The organism is Streptomyces sp. NPDC093089, from assembly GCF_044754405.1.
Taxonomy (GTDB): Bacteria; Actinomycetota; Actinomycetes; order Streptomycetales; family Streptomycetaceae; genus Streptomyces.
Map to the genome: position 1 here is coordinate 391209 of NZ_JBIVPA010000003.1, position 15473 is coordinate 406681.

Sequence of the window (15473 nt, forward strand, 5' to 3'; positions counted from 1 at the left end):
GCGGGGCCGGGCCGGGCGGCGAAACGAGCCCTCACTACGAGAATCCCCGCAGGCGACGAGCCGGACAACTGCTAGTGCGCGGCCCGCTCCCGGAGCGTCTCCTGCCACGCGGGGGCGGCCTCCTCGGGGTTCGGGGGGGCGAGGCGGCCGCCGCGGGCGAAGAAGTCGGCGAGGGGGAGGATGGCCGCGCCGACGGTGACGGCGTCGGGGCCGAGGGTGCCGAGGCCGATGTGTACGCGGGAGGCGGGGAAGGTGAGGGCGTACTCCTTCGCGTATCCCCTGACGGTGTCCAGGAAGCGGGTGCCGAGCTGGAGGCCCGCCCAGCCGCCGACGAGGATGCGTTCGGGCTGGAAGAGGTTGATGAGGTCGGCGAAGCCGGCGCCGAGGTATTCGGCGGTCTCCTCCAGGACGGCGAGCGCGGTGGCGTCGGGGTGCGTGCCGGGGGCGGCCGGGTAGGCGGCGGCGAGCATCGCGGTGAGGGCGGTCTCCTCGTCCGCGCCGGTCGGGGGCTTCCCGCCGGCCTCGCGCCAGCGTTCGAGGAGGGCCTCGGCGCCCGCGTACGCCTCCAGGCAGCCCAGGGCGCCGCAGCGGCACCGGCGGCCGCGGACCCGTACCGTGAGGTGTCCCCATTCCACGGCCCGGCCGGGGCGCAGGTCGTCGGAGACGACCGAGGCGCCGACGCCCGAGCCGAAGAGGACGACCACGGCGTTGCGGACGCCCCGGCCGGCGCCGAACCACATCTCGGCCTGGCCGAGGGTCTTGGCGCCGTTGTCGATGACGTACGGCACGGACGGGGGCAGGGGCACGGCCTCACGCAGGAGGCGTTCCAGGGGGACGGCGTCCCAGCCGATCGTCTGGCCGTGCACGACGGCGGGGCCCTCGGGGTCGCGGACGACGATGCCGGGGACGCCGACGCCCACCCCGAGCAGCCGCTCGGGGTCGATGCCGGCCTGCCGGACGACCTCCTCGACGCCGTCGCGGACGTGGCCGACGACGACGCCGACCTCGTACCGGTCGACGCGGCGGGGGCCCTCCGGGTCCAGCGGCCTTTCCACGCGGGCGAGTTCGGTGAGCGCCATGTCGAACAGCTCGACGCGGACGCGGGTCTCGCCGACGTCCACGCCGATCATGTAGGCGCTCGTCCGGCGGATGCGGAGGAGGGTGCGCGGGCGGCCGCCGGCCGAGTCGACGCTGCCGGCCTCCTCCACGAGGCCGTCCGCGACGAGTTCGGCCACGACGTTGCTCACCGAACCCGAGCTCAGTCCGGTCGCGGGGCCCAGCGAGAAGCGGCTCATCGGCCCGTCGAAATACAACCGTTGCAGTACCGCGGTGCGGTTCTCCCGCCGCAGGTCACGCACGGTCCGGCCGCTGCGTACGCTCACCGAGCACCCTCTTCCCTTGGATCGGATTCGCAACATACCCCTGGCGGACCTCTTGACGCCACCTTCGCTTGAGGTTTAACTCACATCCTAAATTAAGTCGGGAGAGGGCTTCGGAGGTTGAACGCGGGACGTCGCGCTCCCTCCTCCCCGACTTCCCACGCCCCCTAGAAAGGCCCTTGGGACCATGCGCAGAATCAGAGCCGCCGCCGTCGGTGCCGTCACCCTCTCCCTCGTCCTCTCGGCGGCCGCCTGCGGAGGCGGCTCCACGGACGGGGCCGGCTCCAACACCCAGCCGAAGACCCTCACCTACTGGGCCTCCAACCAGGGCGCGAGCCTGGAGGTCGACAAGAAGGTCCTCCAGCCCGAACTCGACAAGTTCGAGAAGGAGACCGGCATCAAGGTGAAGCTGGAGGTCGTCCCCTGGTCCGACCTCCTCAACCGCATCCTCACCGCCACCACCTCCGGCCAGGGTCCGGACGTCCTCAACATCGGCAACACCTGGAGCGCCTCCCTCCAGGCCAGCGGCGCCCTGCTGCCCTGGGACGCGAAGAACTTCGAGAAGATCGGCGGCAAGGACCGCTTCGTCGACTCCGCCCTCGGCTCCACCGGCGTCCAGGGCCAGGACCCGGCCGCCGTCCCGCTGTACTCCATGGCGTACGCCCTCTACTACAACAAGAAGATGTTCAAGGACGCCGGCGTGGAGAAGCCCCCGGCCACCTGGGACGAGCTGATCGCCACCGGCAAGAAGATCACCAAGGGCGGCGGCTCCGGCATCGGCGTCGAGGGCTCCAACCTCTCCAACAACATCCACCAGGTCTTCGTCCTCGGCAAGCAGCACGGCGCCGACTTCTTCACCCCCGACGGCAAGGCCGACTTCACCTCCGACGGTGCCGTCGCCGCCGTCAAGCAGTACGTCGACCTCATGGCCGTCGACAAGATCGTCGCCCCCGGCAACGCCGAGTACGCCCAGAACCAGTCCCTCAGCGACTTCGCCAAGAACAAGACCGCCATGGTCCTCTGGCAGACCGCCTCCGCCACGTTCAAGGCCCAGGGCATGGCCGACGACGAGTGGGGCGTCGCCCCCGCGCCCGTCCCGTCCGGCGCCCCCGGCCAGGGCAAGGCCACCAACTCCATGGTCGCCGGCATCAACCTGGCCGTCTTCAAGAACACCAAGAACATCGACGGCGCCCTCAAGTTCGTGAACTTCATGACCGGCGACGCCGAGCAGAAGATCCTCAACACGGCCTACGGCTCCATCCCGCCGGTGAAGAGCGCCCAGCAGGACCCCGCGTTCAACGGCCCCGCCCTCGCCGTCCTGCGCGACACGCTCGCCACCAGCGCCGCCGCCCTCCCGCAGGTCCCCGAGGAGTCGCAGTTCGAGACCGTCGTCGGCACCGCGGTCAAGGAGCTGTTCGCCGACGCCGCCGCCGGCCGCGCCGTCACCACCGAGTCGGTCCGGGCCAAGCTCGAAAAGGCCCAGCAGCAGATGCCCAAGAAGTGAGTCCGGACGCCACCATGACCACCACCGCCATCGAGAAGACCGGCGGACGGAGCGGACGGCGGCACACCCCCGGGACGGCGCCCCGCCGGCGCCGCCCCGGGCGGCTCAAGGCCGTCAGCCTGCCGTACCTGCTGCTCCTGCCGGCCCTGCTCCTCGAACTCCTGGTCCACCTCGTGCCGATGTTCATGGGCATCGTGATGAGCTTCCGGGAACTCACCCAGTTCTTCATCCGCGACTGGAGCAGCGCGCCCTGGGCCGGCCTGGACAACTACGCCGTCTCCGTCGACTTCGACGCCCCCGTCGGCGAGGCCCTGCTCGCCTCGTTCCTCACCACCTGCGTCTTCACGCTCTGCTCGGTCGGCCTGTGCTGGCTGCTCGGCACCGCGGCCGCGATCTTCATGCAGGAGACCTTCAGGGGCCGGGGCTTCCTGCGGGCGCTCTTCCTCGTCCCGTACGCCCTGCCGGTCTACGCGGCGGTCATCACCTGGGCGTTCATGTTCCAGCGGGACAACGGCCTCGTGAACCACGTGCTGCACGACCAGCTCGGCATCGGCGACAGCCCCGCCTTCTGGCTCATCGGCGACAACGCCTTCGTGACCCTGCTGGTCGTCTCCGTCTGGAAGGGCTGGCCCTTCGCCTTCCTCATCATGATGGCCGGGCTCCAGAACATCCCCAAGGAGATCTACGAGGCCGCGGCCCTCGACGGGGCCGGCGTCTGGCAGCAGATCCGCCGCATCACCCTGCCGTCCCTCCGCCCGGTCAACCAGGTCCTGGTCCTCGTGCTCTTCCTCTGGACCTTCAACGACTTCAACACCCCCTTCGTCCTCTTCGGGAAGGCGGCCCCCGAGTCCGCCGACCTGATCTCCCTGCACATCTACCAGTCCTCGTTCCAGACCTGGAACTTCGGCACCGGCTCGGCGATGTCCGTCCTGCTGCTGCTCTTCCTCCTGGTCGTCACGGGCGGCTACCTGTTCCTCACCACCCGGGGAAGGAAGGCGAGCGATGCCTGACACCGCACGGAGGCGCCCGCGCTCCCCGATGGCCATGCCCCGCTCCTTCCTCTGGAGCCGCCGGATCTTCCTCACCCTGCTCACCGGCTTCGTCCTGCTGCCGGTGTACGTGATGGTCTCCAGCTCCCTGAAGCCGCTGGAGGACGTCTCGGGGAAGTTCCAGTGGATCCCCTCCGGGCTCACCCTCCGGCCGTACTTCGACATCTGGGAGACCGTCCCGCTCGCCGACTACTTCGTGAACTCGGTCGTCGTGGCCGGCGCGGCGACGGTCTGCTCCGTCACCATCGCCGTCTTCGCCGCCTACGCGGTCAGCCGGTACGACTTCCGCGGCAAGCGCGTCTTCACGGTCACCGTGCTGTCCACGCAGATGTTCCCCGGCATCCTCTTCCTGCTGCCGCTGTTCCTCATCTACGTCAACATCGGCAACGCCACCGGCATCGCCCTCTTCGGCTCGCGCGGCGGTCTGATCCTCACGTACCTGACCTTCTCACTGCCGTTCTCGGTCTGGATGCTCATCGGCTACTTCGACGCGGTCCCGCGCGACCTCGACGAAGCCGCCAAGGTCGACGGCTGCGGCCCCTTCGGGGCCCTCTTCCGGGTCATCGTGCCCGCCGCGGTCCCCGGCATCGTCGCCGTCGCCGTGTACGCCTTCATGACGGCGTGGGGCGAGGTCCTCTTCGCCTCGGTCATGACCAACGACACCACCCGCACCCTCGCCGTCGGCCTCCAGGGCTACGCCACCCAGAACGACGTCTACTGGAACCAGGTGATGGCCGCCTCCCTCGTGGTCAGCGTGCCCGTCGTCGCCGGGTTCCTCCTCCTCCAGCGCTACCTCGTCACCGGCCTCACCGCCGGCGCGGTCAAGTGACGCCGCCCACCGGCGCCACCGCCACTGAAAGGACTCCCGTGTCTGAACCGCTCGACCTCGCCGCCTTCCCGCCCTCCTTCACCTGGGGCACGGCCACGTCCGCGTACCAGATCGAGGGCGCCGTCGCCGAGGACGGCCGCGGCCCCTCAATCTGGGACACGTTCTCGCACACCCCCGGTGCCGTCGACAACGGCGACCACGGCGACACCGCCTGCGACCATTACCACCGGTGGCCCGAGGACGTCGCCCTGATGAAGGAGCTCGGGACCGACGCCTACCGGCTGTCCGTCGCCTGGCCCCGCGTGCTGCCCGGCGGCGACGGACCGGTCAACGCGGCCGGACTCGACTTCTACGACCGGCTCGTCGACGGCCTCCTCGACGCCGGGATCACCCCGTCCGTCACCCTCTACCACTGGGACCTGCCGCAGGCCCTCCAGGACCGCGGCGGCTGGACCGTCCGCGAGACGGCCGAACGCCTCGCGGCCTACTCCACCGTCGTCGCCGAACGCCTCGGCGACCGCGTCACCCAGTGGGCCACCCTCAACGAGCCCCTCTGCTCGGGCTGGATAGGCCACCTGGAAGGGCGCATGGCCCCGGGCCTCACCGACCTCACGGCCGCCGTCCGCGCCTCGTACCACCTCCTGCTCGCCCACGGCCTCGCCACGCAGGCCGTCCGCGCCGCCGCGCCGGGCGCGCAGATCGGCCTGGTCACCAACCACTCGACCGTCGCGCCCGCCTCCACCCGGCCCGAGGACGTCGCCGCGGCGGCCCGCATGGACGGCCACACCAACCGCTGGTGGCTGGACCCGGTGTACGGCCGCGGCTTCCCCGCCGACATGCGCGAGCTGTACGGGGTCGAACTCCCCGAGCGGCCGGGCGACCTGGACACCATCGCCGCCCCGCTGGACTGGCACGGCCTCAACTACTACTTCCCGGCCACCGTCGCCGACGACCCCGCCGGCCCCGTCCCGTACGCCACCGAGGTCCGGCTGCCCGACGTGCCGCGCACCGGCATGGACTGGCAGATCGACGCCGGCGGCCTGGAGGCCTTCCTGCTGCGGCTCACCGAGGACTACGGCGTGCGCAAGCTGTACGTCACCGAGAACGGCTCGGCCTTCCCCGACACCGTCGGCCCCGACGGCAGCGTCCACGACCCGGAGCGCACCCGCTACCTGGAGCAGCACCTCGCCGCCTGCGCCGCCGCGCTGCGCAAGGGTGCCCCGCTCGCCGGCTACTACGCCTGGTCCCTGCTCGACAACTTCGAGTGGGCCTACGGCTACGACAAGCGCTTCGGCCTCGTCCACGTCGACTACGCCACGCAGCGGCGCACCGTGAAGAGCAGCGGGCGACGGTACGCGGACATCGTCCGGGCCCACCGGGAGGCCACCTCCGGCTGACCCGCGGCCCTTCCCGCCACCTGAGAGCCGCCCCCGGCACCGCCGGGGGCGGCCTTCGGCATGCCCGCGCCACGATGGCGCCCGGCCGGTCCGCCCGAGGGGGCGTACCGGGCGATGTCGGGCGCGATCGATGACCGATACCTGCAACTCGCTTGCGTTACTTGCGCTAGTCTTGCGCTCATGACGCGACGACTTGCTCAAGTGGCGAAGAAGGTGGGGGTCAGCGAGGCCACGGTCAGCCGTGTCCTCAACGGCAAGCCCGGGGTCTCCGAAGCGACACGGCAGTCCGTGCTCACCGCCCTGGACGTCCTCGGATACGAGCGGCCCACGCAGCTGCGCGGCGAGCGCGCCCGGCTCGTCGGCCTGGTCCTTCCGGAGCTCCAGAACCCGATCTTCCCGGCGTTCGCCGAGGTCATCGGGGGTGCGCTCGCGCAGCAGGGGCTGACCCCCGTGCTCTGCACGCAGACCAAGGGGGGCGTGTCCGAGGCCGACTACGTGGACCTCCTGCTGCAGCAGCAGGTCTCCGGCGTGGTCTTCGCCGGAGGGCTGTTCGCGCAGGCCGCCGCACCGCACGACCACTACCACCAGCTGGCGGAGCGCAACATCCCGGTGGTCCTCATCAACGCCGCGATCGAGGGGCTGAACTTCCCCTGTGTCTCCTGCGACGACGCCGTCGCCGTCGAGCAGGCCTGGCGCCACCTCGCCTCCCTCGGGCACGAGCGGATCGGCCTGGTCCTCGGCCCCGGCGACCACATCCCCTCCCGCCGCAAGCTCGAAGCGGCCCGCGGCGTCGTCGCGGCCACCGGCAGGGAGCTGACCGACGAGTTCGTCGAGCGGTCGATCTTCTCCCTGGAGGGCGGCCAGGCCTCCGCCGCCCGGCTCCTGGAGCGCGGGGTCACCGGGATCGTGTGCGCGAGCGACCCGCTGGCCCTCGGGGCCATCAGGGCCGCGCGCCGGCGGGGGCTCTCGGTGCCGGAGGACGTGTCGGTCGTCGGCTTCGACGACTCGGCCTTCATGAACTGCACCGAGCCCCCGCTGTCGACCGTCCGCCAGCCCATCGAGGCCATGGGCCGCGCGGTCGTCGAACTGCTCTGCGCCCAGATCCAGGGCACCCAGACCCACCCCGGCGAGCTGCTCTTCGAGCCCGAACTCGTCGTCCGCGGGTCGACGGCGCAGCCGCCCGTCGGCTGAGTCCGGCCCCCGCCCTTCGTTCCCTCCCTTCCCGCCGGCACCGGCACCGAGGACGCCCCCGAGGCGCCCGGTGCCGGTGCTTTTTTGCGTCCGGAAGTTCCCCGACCGTTGACAAAGTCGTGACCCGGTAGAAACCTGTCACCTCGGCGACGCAAAAGATTGACTGAATCACTCAAAAGTGAGGCCATGCGTCGCACTTCACTGTCGGAGTCATGCCGGGTTCCCGCCGAACGCCCCCGTAGCCCTCCTCTCCACGGACAGGGCGCGAGCCGAGGCCCGGATCATGGAAAGGTCACCATGAGAGGCACACACCTGAGCCGGCGGCTCACGGCCGGAGCGCTGACCGCCGGCCTGCTCGCCATCGGGCTGCTCCCCGCCCCCGCCCCCGCGCACGCCGCGACGGCGGCGGAGCCGAACCTGGCGCTCGGCCGGGCGGTGACGGCCGGCGGCGCCCACGGCGCCTACCCGGCCCGCAACGTCACCGACGGCAGCCAGCAGTCCTACTGGGAAGGGCCGGCCGGCTCCTTCCCCCAATGGGTACAGATCGACCTCGGCGCCGCCGTGGACGTCGACCGGGTCGCGCTGAAGCTCCCCACCGGCTGGGGAGCGCGCTCCGAGGCCGTCGGCGTCCTGGGCAGCACCGACGGCAGCACCTTCACCACCCTCTCCGCGCCCCGGGCCCGCGCCTTCGACCCGGCCGCGGCGAACGCCGTCGACATCGACCTCACCGAGGCCACCACCCGGTACGTCAGGATCCAGGTCGACTCCAACACCGGCTGGAACGCGGCCCAGTTGTCCGAGGTCGAGGTCTACGGAGAGGCCGGCGGCCCCGTCGACCCGCCCGTCGAAGGGACCAACCTGGCCCGCGGCAAGCCGATCGAGGCGACCTCCACCACCCAGAACTACGCCGCCACCCACGCCAACGACGACAACACCGGCACCTACTGGGAGTCCGCCGGCTTCCCGGCCGACCTGACCGTGCGCCTCGGCGCCGACGCCGACCTCAGCGCCGTCGTCGTGAAGCTCAACCCCGACCAGGTGTGGGGCCCGCGGACCCAGTCCTTCCAGGTCCTCGGCCGCGCCCAGGGAGCCACCGGCTTCACCTCCCTCAAGGCCCGCGCCGACTACGCCTTCAGCCCGTCCTCCGGCGGGAACTCCGTCACCGTCCCCGTCACCGGCCGCTACGCGGATCTCCGGCTCGCGTTCTCGGCCAACACCGGCGCCCCCGGCGCCCAGGTCGCCGAACTCCAGGTCCTCGGCACGGCGGCCCCGAACCCCGACCTCGTGGTGACCGACCTGACCTGGTCGCCGGCGACACCGTCCGAGACGGACGTCGTCACGGTCAGCGCCACGGTCCGCAACACCGGCACCGCGACCGCCGCCGCCACGACCGTGAACGTCAGCGTCGAAGGGACCGTCGCAGGCTCCGCCCCGGTGGCCTCCCTCCCCGCCGGAGCGTCCGCGACCGTCGCGGTCCCCGTGGGCCGACGGCCGATGGGCTCGTACACCGTCTCCGCCGTCGTCGACCCGACGGACACCGTCGCCGAGCAGGACAACGGCAACAACAGCCGCACCGCCGCCACGAAGCTGACCGTCGGCCAGAGCCCCGGACCCGACCTGAAGGTCACCGGCATCGCCGCCAACCCGTCGGCCCCCGCCGTCGGCGCGCCCGTCTCCTTCACCGTCACGGTCCAGAACCGCGGCACCACCGCCGTCCCCGCCGGCACGGTCACCCGCCTCACCGCCGGCACCACCACCCTCCAGGGCACCACCCCGGCCGTCGCCGCCGGAGGCTCCGCCACCGTCGCCGTCGCCGGCACCTGGACGGCCACCAGCGGCGGCGTCACCCTGACCGCCACGGCCGACGCCACCGGCACGGTCGCCGAGACCGACGAGAACAACAACGTCCTGGCGCGCTCCCTCGTCGTCGGGCGTGGCGCCGCCGTGCCGTACACCGAGTACGAGGCGGAGGACGCCCGCTACCAGGGCACGCTCCTGACGAGCGACCCGAAGCGCACCTTCGGCCACACCAACTTCGCCACCGAGTCCTCGGGCCGGAAGTCCGTGCGGCTCACGACCACCGGCCAGTTCGTCGAGTTCACCTCCACGAACGCCGCGAACTCGATCGTGGTCCGCAACTCGATCCCCGACGCCCCCGCGGGCGGCGGCGCCGAGGCGACGATCAGCCTCTACGTCAACGACACCTTCCTGCGGAAGCTGACCCTCTCCTCCAAGCACAGCTGGCTCTACGGCACCACCGACAGCCCCGAGGGCCTGACCAACACCCCGCAGGGGGACGCGCGGCGGCTCTTCGACGAGTCCCACGCCCTGCTGACGCAGACCTACCCCGTCGGGACGAAGTTCCGCCTCCAGCGGGACGCCGGCGACACGGCCGCCTTCTACGTCCTCGACCTGATCGACCTGGAGCAGGTCGCCCCCGCCGCCACCCAGCCGGCCGGATGCACCTCCATCACCGCGTACGGAGCCGTCCCCAACGACGGCATCGACGACACCGACGCCATCCAGCGGGCCGTCACCGCCGACCAGAAGGGCGAGATCGGCTGCGTGTGGATCCCCGCCGGGCAGTGGCGCCAGGAGCAGAAGATCCTGACCGACGACCCGCTGAACCGCGGCGAGTTCAACCAGGTCGGCATCCGCGACGTGACCATCCGCGGCGCCGGCATGTGGCACTCCCAGCTCCACACCACCACCCCGCCGCACCAGGCGGGCGGCATCAACCACCCGCACGAGGGCAACTTCGGCTTCGACATCGACCACAACACCCAGATCTCCGACCTCGCGATCTTCGGCTCCGGCACCATCCGGGGCGGTGACGGCAACGCCGAGGGCGGAGTCGGCCTCAACGGCCGGTTCGGCAAGGGCACGAAGATCAGCAACGTGTGGATCGAGCACGCGAACGTCGGCGTGTGGGCCGGCCGCGATTACTCCAACATCCCCGAGCTGTGGGGCCCCGGCGACGGCGTCGAGTTCACCGGCATGCGCGTCCGCAACACCTACGCCGACGGCATCAACTTCGCCAACGGCACCCGCAACTCGACCGTCTACAACTCGTCCTTCCGCAACACCGGCGACGACGCGCTGGCCGTCTGGTCCAGCAAGTACGTCAAGGACACCTCGGTGGACATCGGTCACGACAACCACTTCCGCAACAACACGATCCAGCTGCCGTGGCGTGCCAACGGCATCGCCGTGTACGGCGGTCACGGCAACACCATCGAGAACAACGTCATCTCCGACACCATGAACTACCCGGGGATCATGCTGGCGACCGACCACGACCCGCTGCCCTTCACCGGGCAGACCCTCATCGCCAACAACGCCCTGCACCGCACCGGCGGAGCGTTCTGGAACGAGGACCAGGAGTTCGGTGCCATCACGCTCTTCGCACAGGGCCAGGACATCCCGGGCGTCACCATCCGCGACACCGACATCCTCGACTCGACCTACGACGGCATCCAGTTCAAGACGGGCGGCGGAGTCATGCCCGACGTGCGGATCAGCAACGTCCGCATCGACGGGTCCACCAACGGCTCCGGAATCCTCGCGATGAGCGGAGCCCGGGGCAGCGCCACCCTCGAGAACGTCACCATCACCGGCAGCGCCGAGGGCGACGTCCTCGTCGAACCCGGATCCCAGTTCGTGGTCACCACCGCGCGATGACACGCGCGCGCCCGCACGTCCCGCACCTCACCTCGTCACACCGACCCCCACGAGACAGAGGAACGATGAGATTCCGCGACCGCAGGACACGGTGCCTGAGCGCCGTGATCGCGACCAGCCTCCTGACGCTGGGAGGCCCCCTCATGGCCGCCCACGCGGCGGGAGGGCCCAACATCGCCCTGGGCGACCCCACGTCGTCGAGCACCGCCCACGCCGAGTACGGCGCCGCCAACATCACCGACGGCAACCAGGGCACGTACTGGCAGAGCGCCGGCACGGCCTTCCCCCAGTGGGTGCAGACCGACCTCGGCACCACCGAGCGGGTGGACGAGGTCGTCCTCAAGCTCCCCGCCGGATGGGAGAGCCGCACCCAGACCCTGTCCGTGCAGGGCAGCGCCGACGGCACCAGCTTCACCACCCTGAAGAGCTCCGCCGCCTACACCTTCAGCCCGGGGGCCGGGAACACCGTCACCGTCGCCTTCCCCGCCACGCAGACCCGCTTCGTCCGCGTCGCCGTCACCGCGAACACCGGCTGGCAGGCCGCGCAGCTCTCCGAACTCGAGGTCCACGCCGCCGACGGATCCTCGGCGAACCTGGCGGCCGGCCGTACCCTGACCGCCAGCAGCCACACCCAGGCCTACTCCGCGCCGCAGGCCAACGACGGCAACCGCGCCACCTACTGGGAGAGCGCCAACAACGCCCTGCCCCAGTGGCTCCAGGCCGATCTCGGCTCCGCAGTGCGCGTCGACCGCGTCGTCCTCCGGCTGCCCGACACCTGGGGCGCCCGCAGCCAGACCCTCAAGATCCAGGGCAGCACCGACGGCACCGCGTTCACCGACCTCACGGCCTCCCGGGCGTACGTCTTCGACACCGCCGGCGGCCACTCGGCGACCCTCGCCTTCGACGCCACCACCACCCGGTTCGTACGGGTCCTTGTGACCGCGAACACCGTCCAACCCGCCGCCCAGATATCCGAGTTCGAGGTCTACGGCCCGGCCGCCGGCGACACCCGGGCGCCTTCCGCGCCGACCGGCCTGGCGTACACCGAACCCGCCACCGGACAGATCCGGCTCACCTGGAACGCGGCCACCGACGACACCGCCGTCACCGGCTACGACGTCTACGCCAACGGGACCCTCCTCACGAGCGTCGCCGGGAACGTCACCACGTTCACCGACAACCGGCCGGCGAACCAGACCGTTTCCTACCGCGTGCGGGCCAGGGACGCGGCCGGCAACCAGTCGGGCGACAGCAACACCGTCACCCGCACCGGCGACGCGGGGGACACCCAGGCGCCGACCGCGCCCGCGAACCTCGCCCTCACCGAACCCGCGAGCGGCCAGGTCAAGCTCACCTGGACCGCGTCGACCGACGACACCGGCGTCACCGGCTACGACGTCTACGCCAACGGGACCCTGCGCACCACCGTCGCCGGCGGCACCACGACGTACACCGACACCCAGCCCGCCTCGGCCACCGTCACCTACCGGGTGCGAGCCAAGGACGCGGCGGGCAACCAGTCCGGCGACAGCAACGCCGTCACGCGCAACGGCACCGGCGGCACCGGCTCCGACCTCGCCGTGGCCAAGCCGATCAGCGCCTCCTCCACGGTCCACACCTTCGTCGCCGAGAACGCCAACGACAACAACCCGGCGACGTACTGGGAGGGCGCCGGCGGCAGCTACCCCCACACGCTCACCGTCGAGCTCGGCGCCAACGCCGACCTCGACCGGCTCGTCCTCCGGCTCAACCCGGACACCGCCTGGGCGGCCCGCTCGCAGACCGTCGAGGTCCTCGGCCGCGAACAGAACGCCACCGCCTTCACCACCCTGGCCGCCGCGCAGAGCCTCCGCTTCGACCCGGCGAGCGGCAACAGCGTGACCGTCCCGGTCTCCGGGCGCGTCGCCGACGTCCAGCTCAAGTTCACCGCCAACACCGGGGCCCCGGCCGGCCAGCTCGCCGACTTCCAGGTCATCGGCGTCCCGGCCCCCAACCCCGACCTGGAGGTCACCGGCCTCACCGCGTCGCCCGCGGCCCCGACGGAAGCCGACCCGATCACCGTGTCGGCCACCGTCCGCAACAGCGGCCCCGCCGCCGCGCCGGCCAGCACCGTCGCACTGCGCCTGGGCGGCACCAAGGTCGCCACCGCGCAGGTCGGCGCCCTGGCCGCCGGCGCCCAGACCACGGTCGGCGCCTCCATCGGCGCGCGCGACGCCGGCAGCTACCAGTTGAGCGCCGTCGCCGACGAGGCGAACGCCGTCATCGAGCAGAACGAGTCCAACAACACCCACACCGGCCCCACCGCCCTGGTGGTCAAGCCGGTCGCCGGCTCCGACCTCGTCACCGCCTCGGTGACGACCACGCCGTCCAGCCCGGCCGCGGGCGACACCGTCACGTTCAGGGCGACCGTGCGGAACCAGGGCACCGACGCCAGCGCCGCGGGCGGCCACGGCGTCACCCTCAGCCTCGTCGACTCCCGGGGCACCACGGTCAAGACCCTCACCGGATCCCACACCGGGACCCTCGCCGCCGGTGCCACCGCCGTGGTGGCCCTCGGCCCGTGGACCGCGGCCAACGGCTCGTACACCGTGCGGACCGTCCTCGCCGACGACGCCAACGAGCCGCCGGCCAAGCGGGCGAACAACACCTCCACCCAGCCGCTGTTCGTCGGACGCGGCGCCAACATGCCGTACGACATGTACGAGGCCGAGGACGGCACCGCGGGCGGCGGCGCCACCGTCGTCGGGCCCAACCGGACCGTCGGCGACATCGCCGGCGAGGCCTCCGGCCGCAAGGCCGTCAGCCTGGACGCGACGGGCGAGTACGTCGAGTTCACCACCCGCGCCGCCACCAACACCCTGGTCACCCGCTTCTCGATCCCCGACGCCCCCGGCGGGGGCGGCATCGACTCCACCCTCTCCCTCTACGTCGACGGCGTGTTCAAGAAGGCGCTCCCGCTCACCTCGAAGTACGCCTGGCTGTACGGCAACGAGACCGCGCCCGGCAACTCCCCGGGCTCCGGCGCCCCGCGCCACATCTACGACGAGGCCCACCTCCTCCTCGGCGAGACGGTCCCGGCGGGCGCGAAGATCCGGCTCCAGAAGGACGCGGCCAACACCTCCACGTACGCGATCGACTTCGTGAACCTGGAGCAGGTCGCCCCAGCAGCCAACCCCGACCCGGCCGCGTACACCGTGCCGGCCGGCACCACGCACCAGGACGTGCAGAACGCCCTGGACAAGGTCCGCATGGACACCACCGGCACCCTCGTCGGCGTCTACCTGCCGCCGGGCGACTACCAGACGTCGAGCAAGTTCCAGGTGTACGGCAAGCCCGTCAAGGTCGTCGGCGCGGGACCGTGGTACACGGCCTTCCACGCCCCCTCGACCCAGGACAACACCGACGTCGGCTTCCGCGCCGAGGCGTCGGCGAAGGGCTCCCTCTTCAAGGGCTTCGCCTACTTCGGCAACTACACCTCGCGGATCGACGGCCCGGGCAAGGTGTTCGACTTCTCCAACGTGTCCGACATCGTCATCGACGACATCTGGAACGAGCACATGGTCTGCCTCTACTGGGGCGCCAACACCGACCGCATGACCATCAAGAACTCCCGGATCCGCAACCTCTTCGCCGACGGCGTCAACATGACCAACGGATCCACGGACAACCTCGTCACCAACAACGACGCCCGGGCGACGGGCGACGACAGCTTCGCCCTGTTCTCCGCGATCGACGCCGGCGGCGCCGACATGAAGAACAACGTCTACGAGAACCTCACCACCACCCTGACCTGGCGGGCGGCCGGCGTGGCCGTCTACGGCGGCTACGACAACACCTTCCGCAACATCCACATCGCCGACACGCTCGTCTACTCCGGGATCACCATCTCGTCGCTCGACTTCGGCTACCCGATGAACGGCTTCGGCACCGGACCGACCACCTTCGAGAACATCTCCGTCGTCCGGGCCGGCGGCCACTTCTGGGGCTCGCAGACCTTCCCCGGCATCTGGGTCTTCTCCGCCTCGAAGGTCTTCCAGGGCATCAGGGTCAACCACGTCGACATCGTCGACCCCACCTACAGCGGGGTGATGTTCCAGACGAACTACGTCGGCGGCCAGCCGCAGTTCCCCATCAAGGACACGGTCTTCACCGACGTCTCCGTCACCGGCGCCCGCAAGAGCGGTGACGCCTACGACGCCAAGTCCGGCTTCGGCCTCTGGGCCAACGAGATGCCGGAGTCCGGCCAGGGCCCGGCGGTGGGCGAAGTGACGTTCAACGGCCTCGAACTGAACGGCAACGCGGTCGACGTACGCAACACCACATCGACCTTCAAGATCAACATCAACCCGTAGTCCCGGCGGTCCACGGACCGCTCCCGACCCGCGAACGGCGCGGGCCCCGCCCGGGGCCCGCGCCGCTCGTGTCGAATGGCCCTGGTCAGGC

Annotated in this window: 8 protein-coding genes; 7 read left to right on the plus strand and 1 reads right to left on the minus strand. The window is 71.2% G+C overall.

Going from position 1 to position 15473, the window contains the following annotated elements; translation table 11 throughout:
* Window positions 1-71 precede the first annotated feature (71 nt).
* Window positions 72-1382 carry an ROK family protein gene (locus ACIQFX_RS08680; RefSeq protein ID WP_402460192.1) on the minus strand — a complete coding sequence of 437 codons (1311 nt, stop codon included), beginning with the start codon at window positions 1380-1382 and terminating at the stop codon, window positions 72-74.
* Window positions 1383-1566: 184 nt separating this feature from the next.
* Here ACIQFX_RS08680 and ACIQFX_RS08685 point away from each other — a divergent pair, with 184 nt between their 5' ends.
* The 7 genes from ACIQFX_RS08685 to ACIQFX_RS08715 all read left to right on the plus strand — a co-directional run bounded on the left by ACIQFX_RS08685 (window position 1567) and on the right by ACIQFX_RS08715 (window position 15382).
* A complete protein-coding gene (locus ACIQFX_RS08685) occupies window positions 1567-2883 on the plus strand; it encodes an ABC transporter substrate-binding protein (protein WP_402460194.1) in 1317 nt (438 codons plus the stop codon).
* A gap of 14 nt (window positions 2884-2897) precedes the next feature.
* Window positions 2898-3893 (plus strand): carbohydrate ABC transporter permease, encoded by a 996-nt coding sequence (locus ACIQFX_RS08690; RefSeq protein WP_402460196.1) that lies wholly within the window; start codon window positions 2898-2900, stop codon window positions 3891-3893.
* Window positions 3894-3921: 28 nt separating this feature from the next.
* Window positions 3922-4761, plus strand: coding sequence for a carbohydrate ABC transporter permease (locus tag ACIQFX_RS08695; RefSeq protein WP_402460696.1), 840 nt, complete (start codon window positions 3922-3924; stop codon window positions 4759-4761).
* A 38-nt stretch (window positions 4762-4799) separates the two neighbouring features.
* Window positions 4800-6158 (plus strand): GH1 family beta-glucosidase, encoded by a 1359-nt coding sequence (locus ACIQFX_RS08700; RefSeq protein ID WP_402460198.1) that lies wholly within the window; start codon window positions 4800-4802, stop codon window positions 6156-6158.
* 180 nt (window positions 6159-6338) lie between these two features.
* On the plus strand, window positions 6339-7349 hold the full coding sequence (locus ACIQFX_RS08705) for a LacI family DNA-binding transcriptional regulator (RefSeq protein ID WP_402460200.1): 1011 nt from the start codon (window positions 6339-6341) through the stop codon (window positions 7347-7349).
* Between the two features lie 297 nt (window positions 7350-7646).
* Window positions 7647-11030: a CARDB domain-containing protein gene (locus tag ACIQFX_RS08710; protein ID WP_402460201.1), complete on the plus strand. Its 3384-nt coding sequence runs from the start codon at window positions 7647-7649 to the stop codon at window positions 11028-11030.
* Window positions 11031-11095: 65 nt separating this feature from the next.
* A complete protein-coding gene (locus ACIQFX_RS08715; protein WP_402460203.1) occupies window positions 11096-15382 on the plus strand; it encodes a discoidin domain-containing protein in 4287 nt (1428 codons plus the stop codon).
* The last annotated feature ends 91 nt before the right edge of the window (window positions 15383-15473 follow it).